General features: G+C 46.3%; 13 protein-coding genes, 1 tRNA gene and 1 pseudogene. 4 read left to right on the forward strand and 11 right to left on the reverse strand.

Annotated elements, in window-relative coordinates:
* Window positions 1-499 precede the first annotated feature (499 nt).
* A pseudogene (locus tag NWE73_RS18130) lies at window positions 500-1,081 on the forward strand (recombinase family protein); the annotation flags it as partial.
* A gap of 608 nt (window positions 1,082-1,689) precedes the next feature.
* On the opposite strand, the gene NWE73_RS15705 reads toward NWE73_RS18130, so the two are convergent.
* The 4 genes from NWE73_RS15705 to NWE73_RS15720 form a co-directional block, all read right to left on the reverse strand.
* A tRNA-Arg gene (locus NWE73_RS15705) sits at window positions 1,690-1,765 on the reverse strand.
* Window positions 1,766-1,874: 109 nt separating this feature from the next.
* Window positions 1,875-2,516, reverse strand: coding sequence for a TPM domain-containing protein (locus NWE73_RS15710; protein ID WP_277579304.1), 642 nt, complete (start codon window positions 2,514-2,516; stop codon window positions 1,875-1,877).
* A 41-nt stretch (window positions 2,517-2,557) separates the two neighbouring features.
* Window positions 2,558-3,295 (reverse strand): TPM domain-containing protein, encoded by a 738-nt coding sequence (locus NWE73_RS15715; RefSeq protein ID WP_277579305.1) that lies wholly within the window; start codon window positions 3,293-3,295, stop codon window positions 2,558-2,560.
* Complete coding sequence (locus NWE73_RS15720) at window positions 3,295-3,888, reverse strand: LemA family protein (protein WP_277579306.1); 594 nt, start codon at window positions 3,886-3,888, stop codon at window positions 3,295-3,297. The genes NWE73_RS15715 and NWE73_RS15720 overlap by 1 nt, the downstream gene beginning before the upstream one ends.
* Before the next feature lie 72 nt (window positions 3,889-3,960).
* Between NWE73_RS15720 and NWE73_RS15725 the strand changes: the two genes are divergently transcribed.
* The gene (locus NWE73_RS15725) at window positions 3,961-5,529 is read left to right on the forward strand and encodes a class I SAM-dependent methyltransferase (protein ID WP_277579307.1); all 1,569 of its coding nucleotides are present in this window, start codon (window positions 3,961-3,963) and stop codon (window positions 5,527-5,529) included.
* A 3-nt stretch (window positions 5,530-5,532) separates the two neighbouring features.
* Here the strand turns inward: NWE73_RS15725 and NWE73_RS15730 are convergent, their stop codons facing one another.
* The 4 genes from NWE73_RS15730 to NWE73_RS15745 form a co-directional block, all read right to left on the reverse strand.
* Window positions 5,533-5,988, reverse strand: a complete 456-nt coding sequence (locus NWE73_RS15730; RefSeq protein WP_277579308.1) for a hypothetical protein — start codon at window positions 5,986-5,988, stop codon at window positions 5,533-5,535.
* Window positions 5,985-6,869 carry a phosphatase domain-containing protein gene (locus NWE73_RS15735; protein ID WP_277579309.1) on the reverse strand — a complete coding sequence of 295 codons (885 nt, stop codon included), beginning with the start codon at window positions 6,867-6,869 and terminating at the stop codon, window positions 5,985-5,987. Before NWE73_RS15735 ends, NWE73_RS15730 begins: the two co-directional genes overlap by 4 nt.
* 132 nt (window positions 6,870-7,001) lie before the next feature.
* The gene (locus tag NWE73_RS15740; protein WP_277579310.1) at window positions 7,002-7,715 is read right to left on the reverse strand and encodes a TrmH family RNA methyltransferase; all 714 of its coding nucleotides are present in this window, start codon (window positions 7,713-7,715) and stop codon (window positions 7,002-7,004) included.
* Between the two features lie 5 nt (window positions 7,716-7,720).
* Window positions 7,721-8,929, reverse strand: a complete 1,209-nt coding sequence (locus NWE73_RS15745; RefSeq protein ID WP_277579311.1) for an acyl-CoA dehydrogenase family protein — start codon at window positions 8,927-8,929, stop codon at window positions 7,721-7,723.
* Between the two features lie 203 nt (window positions 8,930-9,132).
* Between NWE73_RS15745 and NWE73_RS15750 the strand changes: the two genes are divergently transcribed.
* Window positions 9,133-10,230, forward strand: coding sequence for a competence/damage-inducible protein A (locus NWE73_RS15750; protein ID WP_277579312.1), 1,098 nt, complete (start codon window positions 9,133-9,135; stop codon window positions 10,228-10,230).
* A gap of 49 nt (window positions 10,231-10,279) precedes the next feature.
* On the opposite strand, the gene NWE73_RS15755 is transcribed toward NWE73_RS15750, so the two are convergent.
* The 3 genes from NWE73_RS15755 to NWE73_RS15765 all read right to left on the reverse strand — a co-directional run bounded on the left by NWE73_RS15755 (window position 10,280) and on the right by NWE73_RS15765 (window position 14,520).
* Window positions 10,280-10,612, reverse strand: coding sequence for a DUF4242 domain-containing protein (locus NWE73_RS15755; protein WP_277579313.1), 333 nt, complete (start codon window positions 10,610-10,612; stop codon window positions 10,280-10,282).
* A 173-nt stretch (window positions 10,613-10,785) separates the two neighbouring features.
* Window positions 10,786-11,991: a S1 RNA-binding domain-containing protein gene (locus NWE73_RS15760; protein WP_277579314.1), complete on the reverse strand. Its 1,206-nt coding sequence runs from the start codon at window positions 11,989-11,991 to the stop codon at window positions 10,786-10,788.
* 210 nt (window positions 11,992-12,201) lie between these two features.
* On the reverse strand, window positions 12,202-14,520 hold the full coding sequence (locus NWE73_RS15765; RefSeq protein ID WP_277579315.1) for a vitamin B12-dependent ribonucleotide reductase: 2,319 nt from the start codon (window positions 14,518-14,520) through the stop codon (window positions 12,202-12,204).
* A gap of 186 nt (window positions 14,521-14,706) precedes the next feature.
* Here NWE73_RS15765 and NWE73_RS15770 point away from each other — a divergent pair, with 186 nt between their 5' ends.
* Complete coding sequence (locus tag NWE73_RS15770) at window positions 14,707-16,206, forward strand: hypothetical protein (protein ID WP_277579316.1); 1,500 nt, start codon at window positions 14,707-14,709, stop codon at window positions 16,204-16,206.
* The last annotated feature ends 46 nt before the right edge of the window (window positions 16,207-16,252 follow it).

Genomic DNA, 16,252 nt, shown 5'->3' on the forward strand with positions numbered 1-16,252 from the left:
CCCCTAGTAACTTAGCCAAAAATTTTACCAAAAGGCGCTGACTTATAAAAATCAGCGCCATTTTTATTTTAACACCCCATCAACATTGGCACACATAGTGCTATCTATGGGTTGAAGTATTTTTCTTCAAAGACCTTGTTTTTCAGGGAACAAATTAGCAACTTCCCGAATTAACTAAGAAAAGTCCGAAAGGGAAAACATCAACAACCAAGGGGGTACGTATGGACTTATTCAAATTTTTTGAATGCCTCAGCCACAAAGAGGCTGGCTTTTAGCATGATTCTGCAAGCAAGAGACATTTTGCTTTTGGAGAATCTCAAGAAATATGGAGTACTCTCCACACCGCAAATACAACGACACCTCCACCGCGGCGGGTGAACTTGTCATGTATATGATGGCAAATATCGCGGAGTTTGAAAGAAAGCAAACTGCCGAAAGGATTTCGCATTCGTTTTTAGCAAGAGCCAAACGTGGACTTTATAACGGCGGCTCGGTACCGATGGGCTATGAAATTGACCGAAACAAACCAGGAAGTCTTTCAATCATCCCCGAAGAAGCCGAGTTGGTGAAGTTGATGTTTGAAATCTTTTTGCAAGAAGAAACTCTTGCGAGCACAGCCAAATATTTAAATGCCAAAGGTTACGCTCTTCCTAGAAAAGTTCGAGGCGGCGGCAGTGTTCGAGCCTCGGTATTTAAGATTGATCAAGTTCACAAAGTACTTCGCAACAAGGCCTATATCGGCGTCCGAGTCTTTTCGACCAAGGGTGGCAACGAAGACGAAGTGAAGGCCGTCTGGCCCGCGATCGTTGACGAAGAGACTTTCGACAGAGTGCAAGCATTACTGACGAAAAATCGTCATCGAAAAAGAACCCATCTTGATCAAAGGTATCCATTTACACTTTCTGGAGTTTGTTTTTGCGCTACCTGCGGCGATCGCATGAGTGGCAAGTCTGCGCATGGAAGATCCATGAAGGTGCCTTACTATGAACACGCTTGGGCTACAAAAAATCAGGCCTCGCTTTCCAAAAAAGTCCTGAAGTGCGAGCCTCATAGAATTTTGGCAGCCAAAATTGAGCCCATCGTGTGGCAGGAGGCAAAATCGTTCTTAATGAGTTCCGAGACCGCCAAAGGCCTGCAAGAGGTCGCTGTTTCTTTACAACAGACTTCATCTGAAGCCCAAGAAGAGGACCATTTAAAACGGAGAATTCAAGCCCTGGGACTGCAAATCGAAACCCTCATCGAGCGAGTTTCAAGGCTACCAAAAGGAGTTAATGAAAAACCGTTTTTTGATCAGCTCGTAAAACTGCAACAAACAAAGGAAGTTGTTGAAGGTCAATTGATCCAAGAAAGTTCTAAAGTCCGATCTGATGAGGTCATATCCTATGAGGACTTTTCTAAATTCACAGCCTCGTTAAAAGCCCTCGTCAAAAAAGCCGATGGGAATCCCGAAATCCAAAGTGAAATCATTCGAAAAATCACCCATAGAATTGAAGTCACACAGAATGGAATTAATATCAGCTTCCACGCTGGAAAATCACATTACCGAAAAGAACTGGGGTTTGTAAAAGAAGTGAAACTGCTTCAAATGGAGCGTGTCCGCTCACAAAGCCAGCCTTTACCGAAGTTTTCAGAGGAGAAGCAAGTTGCAAAGGAAGCTCTAAAAGAAAGTGGTTCGAAAAGATTGACAAATGGTGCAGTCGGCAGGACTCGAACCTGCAACCCCTTGGTTCGAAGCCAAGTGCTCTATCCATTGAACTACGACTGCAACGGAAGAACTAAACACTATCAATGACCGCCGACAGAGGCAAGACTTAGGATTACGCGCCGAGCCTCAAAAGCCGTTAGAAACCCACCTTCGGTGGGATCGGCGTACCTTAAGGACGAATCACCAGTTGGTTTTTGAGTTGGTTGTTCACTTCGGTGCGGGGGAAATGCGTCTTGAGATGGTGACCGCAGCTTTCGATGGCTTCCGTGAATCCGAAACTCCAATTGGCTTTACCTAGTTGCTCGCCGAGTTTACTGAGGACTTCGTTCCAGGTCTCTGGAGGAAGTTTGCTTGAGATGCCCTCATCGGCCAAGATCACTGCTTTTTTCTCCATGACCGAGATAAAGATCAATATGCCAGTGCGGTCTTTGGTTTCATTCACCTTGTTGAGATAAAATTCAAGATGAGCGCGCTGATGCACCTGATCGACTTCGTCTCGCTCCGGAACCAAAACCTTTTGCACCCAATGCATTTTTGAAATGGCAAACGACAAATAATAAACGGCAACGATTAAAAAGGGCCACACATACACCCATGGTTTCACCCAAAGCAGATCTGCATACGGAAGCTCGACGATCACAAGCATCAACAAAATGAGCAGAGTCAGAGTCAAAGGCACATGCCCCACAGTTGAGGAGCGCTGAACAATAACGGGAACGATCTCCCCGTCTGTTTTTTCCTCAGCACGGCTCACCGCCTCCGAGATCTTTTGAATGTCTTCGTCAGAAATATATCTGTGTATCCAAGCCATAAGTTCTCCTACTCCGACGAAGTCGGAGTGTAAGTCAGTCCCTACCAGTTGCCAGAAGCTCCGCCACCGCTAAAACCGCCGCCGCCGCCGGACCAACCTCCACCGCCGCCACTTCCGCCGAATCCTCCACCACCAAAGGTTCCGCCGCCAAAGCCACCGCCACCGCCATAAAAACGGCCGCGACCGCCGCCGAAGCGACCCAAGATAGAAATGATGATGAGAACGAGGATGATCAACCAAGCCGGTATGCCACCGCCATCAGATTTTGAGGTACTTGCCGGCAATTTTTCATCGGCAAATTCTTTGTCGGCCAAAGCCATGATTTCCGCAACACCGGTGTAAACACCGTCGGCAAATCTTTTTTGTCGGAACAATGGAATCACGCGATCACTGATGATGCGTTTGGCGTAGATATCAGGAATGGCACCTTCAAGGCCCTGCCCCACTTCGATGCGCATTGCACGCTCACTCATGGAGATCAAAAACAAAATACCATTGTCTTTCTTCTTATCGCCCAATTGCCATTTATCAGTGATTTTAATTGATGCAGATTCAATGGGCTCCCCTTCGAGGGAGTTGATAATCAAAACTTGAATTTGCGCCTTACCTCGACGATTGAAGTCAACCAGCAGTGAAGTCAAATCTTGACGAACAGAGCGAGGCAGAATTCCCACCTCGTCCATCACAGGCCCCTCTAAGGAAGGCACCTTGAACTCTGCTTGAGCCTGAAAGCTCAAACAGAGAAATAAAGAAAGAAAGGACAGTGCAAAGTTTCGCATTAGAATTTAACTTCTGGAGCTTTCTCTGCAGTTGCTTTTTCTTCCGGAGTCAAATCCCACTGAGGCATCTTTTCGAAATGATACATCACTGAATTTGTCCAGCTTGTCGGTGGAACCGTCACCAAGTTATTAAACTCTTTGATGGATTCAATGTATCTTTGACGAGCTACAGTGATGCGATTTTCTGTGCCTTCAAGCTGCGCCTGCAAATCACGGAAATTTTGATCCGCTTTCAAATCAGGATATTTTTCAGTAACCACCATCAAACGACCCAAAGCTTGTGACAAACCACTTTGCGCTTTTTGGTATTCTGCCAACTGCTGAGGCGTCACTTTCGAAGGATCGATATTCATTGCCGTAGCCTTCGCACGAGCTTCTGTCACTTGAGTCAAAGTGTCCTGCTCATGTTTCGCATAGCCTTTGACCACGTTTACAAGATTTGGGATCAAGTCAGCTCGACGTTTGTATTGATTTGAGACTTCTGCAAGGGCCGCTTCTGTAGAGTTTTTAGTCTGAGGGATGGATTGAAATCCACAACCTGCCAAAAACGCCAAAGTAAGACCCACCAACATTGCTTTAGAAATGAGTTTCATAAGAAAACCTCCAGACATCTTTCTATCTAAACTCTGAGTGACGCTCAACGAAAACCGGTCTATATTAGTCGAATGACACGGACAATTAAGCTTCGATACACCGAGACAGCCGGCTGCATCTTCGTTGACAAGATCGCAGGCCTCAACACGCACTCCCCAGAATATGGGCAGCGCGGCTGTGTTGAAATCTACGAAGATGAGTTGAACCGAAAGCTATTCACCGTGCATCGTCTGGATAAGGCCACTTCGGGAGCTTTAGTATTTGCCACCAGCTCTGAGTTGGCCGCTGAGTTGACCAAACTTTTTGAGCAACATTTGGTTAACAAAAGATACCTCTTCCTTACCGATAGATCGACGAACTTGACTGAGTTCACCTATGAATCTTTTATTGAAAAAGAAAAGAATGTCTTCATCAGTCGCAAAAACAAAGAACCTAATTCGAAGACGACATTTAAATGGATCAAATCACTAGGCCCCCATCAATTGTGGGAAGCGAATCCTCATACCGGAAAGCCGCATCAGATTCGCCTGCACGCAGAGGCCAATGGTATTCCTGTCCTCGGCGACAGCGAGCATGGTGGAAGCGACTACTTCCGTCTTTGCCTGCACTCCCTCTCTTTGAAATTCAATTTAAAGGGACAGGATATCTCTTTTGAAACAGAGGTCCCTGCGTGGGCTCGCGAATCAGATTTGAATGAGCACCCTGAAGATTTGATTCTTGCCGAGGCCTTTCATCGTCGTGAACGCATGTACAAGTTCTCTGAGCTTAAAGAGGAATCTTTGCGTTTAAGTCACCGGGAGCTCGACACTTATCGCGTAGACCAATACGGCGAATATCTTTGGGTTTACTGGTACAAAGAATCAGACCCCACCGTGCAGGATCTTCTGCGCTTTGAGAAAGTTTCCAAAAAATTAAATAAGAAAATTCTTATTCGTAAAATGCTCAATCGCGGCGAAGATCCGAATGCAGAAATACTTTGGAATATTGGCAACACCGCTCCTCGCTGGAACGCCAAAGAAAACGGCGTGATCTATGAGCTTCGCAGCGACACCGGCTTGTCTCCGGGTTTGTTTCTGGATCAACGTGAAAATCGTCTCTGGGTGCGAGAGCATGCACAAGATCGTAGCGTTTTGAATCTTTTCTCTTACACGAGCGGATTCAGTGTGGTTTCAGCTTTGGCTGGCGCCCGTGAAGTTTGCACCGTCGATGTTTCGCAAAACTTTATCGACTGGAGCAAACACAATTTTGAACTGAATGGCTTAAACCCTGAAGACGAAAAATACGAGTTCTGGGTGAACGACTGCAATCTCTTCCTCAAAGGAACGATTCGCCGCAAAAGAAAGTTCGGTCTGATTATTTGTGATCCGCCTTCATTTGGCAGATCTAAAAACGGGGTCTTCTCGATCAGCAAAAACTTTGACGAGCTGATGATCAATATGATGTATTGCCTCGAGAAAAATGGCTTGCTTCTATTCTGTACGAATTATGAGAAATGGACAACCGGCGATCTTCACCTGCGCCTGGAAAAACTGAAAAGAGAATTCTCTTTCAAAATTTTGCCAGCGCCTTCACAAGGCTTGGACTTCGAGCTCCCCGACCAGGAGCCCCTTATGAAATCCATTATCCTTCGAAAGAATTAATCCCTACGGATAGAAATCGTATTTTACGCGAACGCGGTTCTCACCCTGCAGTCCCATCTTAGAACCGCTAAGAAATGGTGGAACTTTTCTTTTGATTTTCTTGCGCCCCTGCGGGAAGCGCTTGTCGTTCACATAGCAATCAAAGCGTTCGTCTTTGCATAGCGCTGTGAACTCGTCCTTTTGATTTTTAAAGACAAAGGCATCGACGGACTTCGACATGCGATTGCCCATCTCGATATCCGCGCTATCAACAACAATACCCGCCTCTTTAGCCGGAGCCGTCTTATCCCCAGAGGATTTTCCAGAATGTTCCGCGCTGCCAGCGCCAGAACCAGTGCTTCGGGCTTCTTTGTTCCCACCTTGCGAGCAATCACAGAATGATTTCTTCAACGAAGCACAAGAAGACAACAGCAGCGAGGCCGCTAAGGCGAAAAAGATCTTGTTCATTTTCTGATTCATTTTCTCACCCATTCTGTCCAAAGCATTCCGTCCCCATTGGGATGGGCTTTGGCGTAATTATAGAATTCACGAATGAACTCTGCGCGTTCTTTTTGATAGATATATTTCCAGTTGTCTTGAGCAGGAATATCCAAGACATCGTAGTCGTTGCTCAATTCAGAATTACGTTTGACGATAGCGTCCAAAGACTCTGTTTTAGCATTGCGAAGCATGTCGTACATGACCATAAAGGTGGTCGTACGTCCCTTCCCTGCACGGCAGTGAAAATGCACCCAGCTTTTTTCCGGTAAGGCGTGAACCGCTTCCAAAAACCAGTCGGTCTCGCTGTCCGAAGGGCGAAGGTGATCTGTGACTGTCAGGCGAACGTATTCATAGCCACGGCTGCGCACGACACTCTCTTCGGTTTCGGTGCTTTGTACTGTCTTACCTGCGACTTTGGACCCCAGCTCGGTATCCAATAGCAACCGACGCTCTCTTTGCACGGCCTCGCCATGATTTAGATCTGCGTTGGCCCAGTCGTTGGGAGCCTGCCAAGTAACGGGTTTGTCGTTGATATAGCCATGGGATTCTTGGCGCAAATCAAACACAAACAATTTCACTTTTAATTTCTTCGCCGGCTTGGCAATTTCTTTTAAAGAATTCGGTATAAAACTCGCACTGCCCGACATATGGAGGCTGTCGTTTTTGCGATAGTTGACAGGCTTCACAGAGTCATACTTCTCATCAAATACCAGCTCTACGGGAGTCGTCGGCTGCGGCTTCGTCATAAAGAAAGCGGGCTTCGTTGAAGCATTCACTGGGTTTTCTTGAGCAGTTGGGTGGACATTTTTTTCTGCGCAGGCAATTATCAAAAGCGGCAATATCAGAATTGTTTTTTTCATAGCAGAAACCTCTCAGAAAAGCCTAAGAGATTTCATTCAGGAAATCTAGGATTATAATCGCGCGGACGTTTAAGCTAAAGCTCCGCTTGTCTAAGGCTCCGCTATGCTAAAGCTCCACTGCCTAAGGCTTCGCTATACTATAGCTCCGCGATCGAACAGCTCTGTCAGCACCTTATAAGACGAATCTTGAGTGCGCATATAGTAATGAGCTCTTAGAATCGCTTGCTCTTCCTCGGTCAAAGAAGCATTTGTGCCCAAACGTTTGAGGCGGTCTTGCGAAATATGATAGAGCGCCAACGCGCCAGCCACCGAAATATTGAAGCTTTGTACGAAGCCCGACATCGGAATGATGATCGTCGCATCTGCCGCTTCGATCATTTCAGGACTGACTCCGTCTCTTTCATTGCCCAAAACCAAAGCGGTCTTTCCACTGAAATCAATTTCGTGCAAGGGCTTTGAACGAGCATCCAAATGAGTTACAAAGATCTTATAGCCTTCGGCCTTCAAGGATTTTACGCAGTCCGTGGTCTTTTTCCACTTCTTGGTTTCCACCCACTTGTCAGCGCCCTGTGTGACCCGGTTCGATTCTTTAAATTTTTCAGAAGTTTCAATGACGTGAAAGTTGCCGAAGCCCAAGCCCTCGGCACTTCTCATAACCGCTGAGACATTCCCGCGATCATAGATACTTTCCAGAACCACAGCGGTGTCGAAATTTCTTTGCGCCACCACTTTGTCGATTTTTTGACGGCGTTCATCCGTCAACAACGGGCCGATCTTTTCTAAGACCACTTGATGATTCACCTGCAAGTGGGTGTTTACTTCAATATCAGACCCGTATGGAAACATGATGCCTACTTATAAAGCGATTCAGGATTTTTTGCCAAATCGCGAGTGATATTTTTTTGATGTGCTTCCAATGTTCCGCCGCCGATTTCCAGCAACTTCGCATCTCTCCACAATCTTTCAACCACGTACTCGCCCACATAGCCGTAACCACCCAATACTTGGATCGCGCGATCAGCGACGTTCTTTGCCATAGTGGTAGCCACAAGCTTCACACCGTCTGAATCCAGGCGATTGCCTTCTTTGTTGAGGTCCATACGACGAGCTGTTTCATAAACATAAGCGCGAGCCGCTTTGTATTCAGCATAGCTGTCTGCGATGTAGCGTTGCATTTGTCCGAAGTGATTCAAAGATTTTCCGAAAGCTTCACGCTCCGTTGCATAGCGATTCATGATCTCGATAGAACGGCGTGCGATCCCCAAGCTCATTGCCGCCAAAGTGAGGCGTTCAATTTCCAGGTTGCGCATCATATGCAACATAGAGTCGCCTTCATGGCCGATCAATGCAGTTTCAGGTACATGGCAATCTTGGAACACAAGCTCTGCCGTGTTTGAAGCGCGCATACCCAATTTATCTTTGATCTTTTGGCCAACAGCATAGCCTTTGTGAGTTTTCTCTACCAAGAAAGTGGAGATCAAAGCACGTCCGTGTTTTTCACCGGTTTTTGCATAAACCAAAACCAAGTCACAGGAAGTGTTGTTCTCGTCGATCGTGCCATTGGTGATCCACATCTTACGACCGTTGATCACATACTCGTTACCAGTTTTAACAGCTTTGGTTTGCATGCCCAAAACATCCGTACCAATTGCTGGTTCAGACATGGCCATAGCACCCACCCACTCCCCAGAGCAAAGCTTTGGTAAAACACGGTGACGTTGCTCATCGCTGCCATTGACGGCGATGTTGTTCACGCAAAGCATTGAATGCGCAAGGTAAGCCAAACAGAAACCCGGATCCGAAGCCGACATTTCTTCGTGAACGATCGCAGCAGCAGTCGCATCCATTCCGGCGCCACCAAACTGTTCAGGAACTGTGATTCCCAAAAGGCCCAACTCGCCGACTTTTTTGAAGAGTGAAAGATTGAATTTTTCAGAACGATCATGATCATGAGCCTGCGGCTCGATCTCAGCTTCAGTGAAGGCTTTCACAGTCTCGCGAAGCATTGCATGTTCAGGAGTAGGATTATAGAGGTCGAATTCTTTCCAATTGAAAGACATGATAATGGCTCCTTTAGTAGAGCTGCGAATCTATGAACACCATGCAAAATGGGCAAGGTTTTGACCACATTGACGCTATGCATTTTTACCAATATCTGCCCGTATGCACAAGACCCCCCAAATCATTGGCTAGAACACTGGACGCTGAGCCTTCCGAGGTCTATTTTTGAGGTGCTCACTTAACAGCAGATAAGAGATTTCTCATGAAAGCAACCGTCCTTGGTATTGGAACTGAACTGGTCGATGGCCAAATCGTTAACAAAAATGCCGCGTGGATTTCGGAAAAACTCAAAGAGTTGGGCCTCACCACAGCTCTGCATTTAGTCGTGCCTGATGATCGAAAATTGATGACAGAGGCTTTGGACTTCTGCGCTTCTCATGGCGATCTTCTTTTCATCACAGGAGGACTCGGGCCCACGACCGATGATTTTACCCGCGAAGTTGTCAGTGATTGGACAAAGCGCACCTTGAAATTTGATGAGGGCTCCTGGCAACACATCAAGGAGCGACTTGAACCGCGCGGCTACGTCGTTAAAGACATCCAACGTCAGCAATGCTTCTATCCAGAAGGTGCGACAGTTTTAAAAAATGCTGAAGGGACCGCAAACGCCTTTTTCCTAGAAGCCAACGGAAAGAAAATCTTTGTCCTGCCCGGCCCACCTCGTGAAATCGAAGCCATCTGGCACTCATCCATTGCGCAATGGCTGGATAAAAACACCACCGACATAGATCCTTATATCACTCGCTATTGGGACACCATCGGAATGGGAGAATCCGATGTCGCCACCATCGTCGAAGAAGCCTTAGCTGGTATAGAAGTTGAGAAAGGTTATCGCGTCCATCTTCCCTATGTGGAGGTGAAACTTTCATTCTTTAAGTCTGAAGAAAAAAAGTTCGCTCCCTACGTTGAAAAAGTGACAGCAGCATTGGCCCATTGTTTGATCACCCGAGACCAGCAAGACGTCCCTTTGCTTTTAAGCCGCGCTTTACAGAGCTATTCATCAGTCAGTGTTCAAGACTCTGCAACGGGTCAATTCCTGATGAATCGCCTCATGCCCGTGATGCGAGATTTTATGACGACGAAGTCCTGGAGTTTTTCAAACAACGCCATTGACGAAGAGGCTCAGGTCCGCCTCTCATTGGCTCCTCGTGATGAACACTCCTGCATCGTCCGTATCGAAAAAGGCGCGCAAAAGTTCACCGATATTTTAGAAGCTCCCTACAAATCAATGCAGATGAAGGAGCGACGTCATCAATACTTTGCTGAAATAGCGATGATTTTTTGGTTGAAACATCTTTAAATTAACTAAAGACCTGCAGTCTATGGCTCTACTGCAGGTCTTTAATTTTTTATTGTCGCATGCTCTTGTCGAGCATCTGTTCCTTGGCCGCCACACGTGAGGCAATTGGCAGATCACCAGTTGCTGGATCCACCACAGTATCAACTTTAATGATTCGGTCCGCTGGGAAACCAGCCAGCTGAGCATGCTTCCTGACTAATTCCTCATTGGGAGCCACATAAATACAGAATATAGCATCATCAGTGAAGAAGCTTTCGATCCAATGAACCTCTCCTCCGAGCTTTCTAAGAGCATCATTGGAAATCTGTGCCATCTTCTGGATCTGATCTTGGGTGCTAAGACCGACACCTGGAACTTTTCTTTCAATAACATACTTGGGCATATTCTCCTCCATGGTTAGACTACCGTTTTCGGTATTCTCAACGGAGCAGGTGATTTTAGGAATATGTCTTTCGTGGTTGTGTCTTTGCACAAACAACTCAGATTAAAAAAGGCCCTACTTCTGTGACGAAGTAGGGCCTTCTAAGAACTTAGTAAAACTATTCTGTGACGAGTCTACTTTGGTTTGATCGTAAAGCCTTTCAAAGCATCACCCAATGAAGCAAAACCGCCACTTGATGAAGTTTGAGAAGCTCTCCAGCTTTGATCATCTGACTCTCCAGGAACGCCCAAAGAAAGTTTTTTGTCTTCGAACATGATCTGATCGATTTGCACTGTGATCTCATCACCTTTTTTCTTATTCTCAAAGGTGTTCGCGTCCACAGAATCTCTCCATTTAGATTTTGGCAAAAGACCTGTCACGCCCGGAGCGATATTCACAAACAAACCATAAACTTCTTTTTTCTCAACAGTGCCTTTAACAACTGTGCCCACCGGGAATCTTTGCGGAACCGTTGTCCAAGGGCTGCCTTCGCCGTCAGCTTGTTTCAAAGACAATGAAATCTTCAACTTGCCACCGTCGACCTCTTCAATTTTCAAAAGCTTCACTGACACCGCTTGCCCTGGCGAAACCACTTCTTTGGGATCATGAATACGCGACCAAGAAAGTTCAGACACGTGAATCAAACCCTCAACGCCGGCTTCCAATTCAACAAAGGCGCCAAATTTTTCAAGACGAGTGATTTTACCCTCAAGAACCGCTCCTGGCTGATGTTTCAACATGAAAGCACCTTCGTGCTCAGCCTTTTGCATCTCCAATAATTTACGGCGGGACACGACAATGTTGCGACCCTTTTTATCAAACTGAGTAATAAGGAATTCAAATTTACGACCCACATATTCGGTCGCATCCTGAACAAATTTAGAATCAATTTGGCTGATAGGACAGAACGCCGTCTTACCTTGAATCGCCACACGCAATCCACCATTCACAACTTCAGAAACACGCCCTTCAATAGGCAGTTCCATATCAAAAGCATCTTCCAAAGAATCCGTCGAAGCAGCCAAAGATCCTTTTTTGGCCAAACGAACTTCGCCGCCCTTAATAGCCACAACCACACAATCAATAACTTCACCAACATGATATTTCACTTGTTTGTTCTCATCCAACAAATCACGAGTGAACATCATGCCATCCACAGGAGTCCCCGTAGAAACAAAGGTCTCTTCTTTCCCAATAGAAAGAATCTCCCCACGAACCTGATCCCCAACACTCAAACGAGTTTTAAGACCTTGAGCTTCCGACTGAGCAAACATCTGCTCAAAATCCTCAAAGCTCTTACCTTCATTAACATCATCACCAAAAATATCTTTCTTAGACATAATCAATTCCTCAAAACAACGGCCGCGAAGCGCAGCCAACATGCGGCCGCGCCAGCGCAGCCAAAAAAAATAAACCCAAAACCAAGGCCGTTCAAAAAGGCCCATATGCAAGGCGGAGGGCTCTTCGAGAAACGCAGGCGTGGCAGCGCCACGTCGGAGTGAAGCGAAGAACCCGACAACGCAGTCAGATGGGTCTTTTTCAACGGCCGGCTAAGAACAACCTACAGTGGTTCCGCAGTTGGGGCAACGATAGCAGCCACTTGTGAGCACTGTGTCGCTGCCACATTCCGGGCATTTCATAGTAAAATTGGGGACAATATCCACTTTAATTTCAGCTGGTTCCCCTTCAAGGGTCTCCCCTTTAATTTTCAAATTTAAAGGCTGACTCTGCTTACTGCCGTCGCGATAGACCGCCACCGCTTTCAACCCCAGACGCCATGCCAGGAAGTAAACATCACTGATATCTTTTTCGGTGGCCGTCATTGGCAGATTCACGGTCTTAGAAATCGCGCCACTGATAAATGGCTGCACCGCAGCCATCATTTTCACATGGCTTTCTGGCGACAACACACGCCCTCCGGGACTGGCGTTGGCACAATCAAAAACAGCCAGATGCTCTGGGCGAATATCAGGGCACTTTTCCAATGAGTTGTTGTTTTCAACAAACCTTAAGATGTTGGAAATTTGCTGATCTGAATATTGCAAAACGCGAAGGGCCGACTCGACACCCTGATTCACAATTTGAATCTCTCCACCGCCGACGAGCTTTTTAAATTTTATCAATGAGAAGTCCGGCTCAATTCCTGTTGTATCACAATCCATCATCAGACCGATGGTGCCGGTTGGGGCAACCACTGTGGCTTGAGCATTGCGATATCCATGCTTGATGCCATTAAAAATAACCGCCTTCCAAAGATTCTTCACGGCCTTATCCAACCCCTGCGGCAGACGATCCCACGCGATTCCTTTGTTGGACTTTTCATGCATCTTCATCACTTTGAGCATAGCAGAGCGATTCATTCGATAGCCCGCAAAGGCACCTTTTGCACGGGCCATTTCTGCACTGGTCAGATACGCGACACCCGTAATCAAGGAGGTGATGGCTCCCGCCCAGGCTCTTCCGTTGTCACTGTCATAGGGAATACCTTTTCTCATAAGAAGGCTGCCTAAATTTGCAAATCCCAATCCGAGAGGGCGGTAATCATGAGAATTTTGCGCGATCTTTCTTGTAGGATAACTGGAATAATCGACCAGTATTTCCTGAGCAACGAATAGAGTTCGCGCGGTGTGAATCAATGATTCAAAGTCAAAACTTCCATCGGGATTTAAGAATTTCACCAGATTGATTGAAGCCAAATTGCAGGCAGAATCATCCAGGAACATATATTCAGAGCAAGGATTGCTGGAATTAATCGGCCCTGTCTTCGGACAGGTGTGCCACTTATTGATGGTATCATGAAACTGAATACCAGGGTCCGCACACACCCACGCGGCATGAGAAATCTTTTTCCACACGTCGGCGGCCGGAAGTTCCCGAAGCACTTTACCTGTCATCCGAGCTTTTAGCTTCCAAGGCTTTTCAGTTAAGATGGCCTTCATAAAGGCATCGGTGACACGAATCGAGTTGTTGGCATTTTGTCCTGAGACGGTTCGATAGGCTTCACCTTCAAAGTCAGAACTGAGCCCTGCTGCGATCAGCATATGCGCTTTGTGTTCTTCTTTCATTTTCCAATCAATGAAATCCAGAACTTCCGGATGATCAATGTCGACCACCACCATCTTCGCCGCTCGACGTGTTGTGCCGCCTGACTTGATCGCACCCGCGCCCTTATCTAATACTTCGAGGAAAGAAATCAATCCGGAGCTGTGACCACCCGAACTGGTAGTTTCATATTTACTGCGAATTGTTGAAAAATTACTTCCTGTCCCGGAACCATATTTAAATAATTTTGCTTCCGTTTTTGCGAGCTCAAAAATCTTTTCAATTGAGTCTTCAACACTTTGAATAAAGCAAGCAGAACCCTGCGGACGCTCATAGGCATTTTTAGTTGGTTGAATCGATTTCTTAGCTTCATCCCAGGCAAAGTGTTCACTTGGCGAATTGATTTTATAAGACTCCCACAAACCAGCATTAAACCATACCGGACTGTTGAAGGCTCCACGTTGCGACAATAAAATGTACTTGAGCTCCTTGGCAAAAGTGTCGGCATCTTTCTTAGATGAAAAATATCCTTTTTGCTTCAGCCCTGAACCGACAATGGCATTCACGACTCGATCGACAAGTTGTCGGACCGATTTTTCTGATTTCGTTCTTGGGACTCCGATCTTTCGGAAGTACTTACTGGCTACAATTTCAACTGAAAGTTGCGACCATCCTTCTGGAGCCTCTACGCCTTTCATTTCGAAAAAGACTTCTCCTTTGCGATTCTTAATTTCGCAATCAACCTTTTTCCAATGAAAAAAGGACTCTGGATTTTTGCCAGCAGGAACGAAGTAGGACGGACTGTGTAAGCTTACTTTTTTTGCCATGAAAACAAGTGTAAATCGCTATGCAGACATGCTCAACCTCTAGCATTTGTTCGATCTAGTTTGAGACTTCGATTAAAGCTCTGCAATCTGATGCACTTACCCCAGGTATTCACTCTTTTGTTTACCCGAACCCTCCGTTAAGAAAGAAGAGTCATTTTTCTGAACTTTCATTGGCAAGGACTTGACGTGGAACAAGATTCTCAACAGCGAAGATCCATCCTGATTATCAAGTCGCACGTCCAAGGTCTAGGTCCCGCGGAAGGCTTTTTGAAGAACCGCGGATGGGATATCAAGGCTACAGCCAACCTCAAAGAAGCTTTAATCTACTTGGTTCAAAAGCAACCGCAATTTGTGATGATCAGCATTGATCATCCTAACCGCAAAGTTCGAAATCTTCCGAAAGTTTTAGCGCAGGCATTTCCCGTTTGCGTAATTGCCTTTTCAGAAACAGCGTCTGCCGCAAATATCAAAATCCTGACTGATAGCGCCGCACAGTACGCCATTTTTCCTCCGATCACCGGACCGGCCATCGAAAGAACAATCAACAAGTACTACAAGGACCAACAAATAAAATCCGGCCCCGGAGGAAGACACAAAGATTCCTCTTGGGAAAAGGGCCGCGATGATCAGCAAAGCTCTATGATTGCAATCAAAGGCCAAAACACGGTTTCTGCTGAGACAGCCAGAAACTTCTTGGCGCAATTTTTAGGTGGCGACGGTGGTGAGACTATGACGGCCGTTGCAAGTCACCCTACTGGCGCGGATCTGAGTCATGGTTTACCGGGAACCAATAACGGTGGAATGGCCTCTTCAAGTTCAACTGAAGGCAGTGGATACTATTCGAATCCCAACGTGGCCTCCGATGATGATCCCTTTGCGGAATATACGCCTCGAAAAAACAAATCCGACAGTCCTGGTTGGGCACCCATTGCACAAAAAGAAAAAGCCAAGGGCCGGCCCGGCTCTGAATTGGTCGACGGAGACGTGTCCTCCCTCAATTCAGATTCCCTGATTGCCAAAGGTGCCCATGAAGCACTGGAAAAATCATGCATCAATTTTCAAGATAAGGTCACTGAGCTGGAGAAAGCCACGAATGTTGTTTGCATCATGGTTGAATCCGCACGTTTTTCTGGATATCTGATCGCAGCCATGGCTAAAGACAAAACCATGGATTTAGTCTTTATTGAAAGAGTGCGCAGTCGCCTTTTCCGTTTTTTAAAAGACAATGGGGAAAAAGTCGAAGACAGCGAGAGCATGCCCGTGAAAGTTCGCGAAGTCCCTTTCGAAGATTGGGCCTTGGCACACGCCGAGTTCTTGCGCAAATCCGTTCACAACGGCGAAGAAATCGCGATGGCCTTTTTCCCGCGTAAGGATTTGAAGGCGAAACTGATTGAATGCGCCGACTCTGAAATGGCTGCTATTCACATTGACGAACTTGCCGCCGATGTTCGCGTCGAGTTCAATGTGTATATTCACCTTCCGCGCAACAATAAGTATCTTCTTTACACTCCGTCAGGCAGCACCTTTATGGGCACTCAAAAAGATCGCCTTGTGAATCAAGGAGTTTCTCATCTTCATATTTTGCGCTTAGAGCAATCTGGCTTGGACAAATATCGCGCACAAAATTTCCTCAATGACAAAATCGAAGAGTTTGAAGCCAAAGACCCTAATAAAGTTATTGCCTAATATCTTTATTCTTGACCGCCTCTGAAGGTCATGAGTAGCTCATGTC

The organism is Bdellovibrio svalbardensis (assembly GCF_029531655.1).
Lineage (GTDB): Bacteria > Bdellovibrionota > Bdellovibrionia > Bdellovibrionales > Bdellovibrionaceae > Bdellovibrio > Bdellovibrio svalbardensis.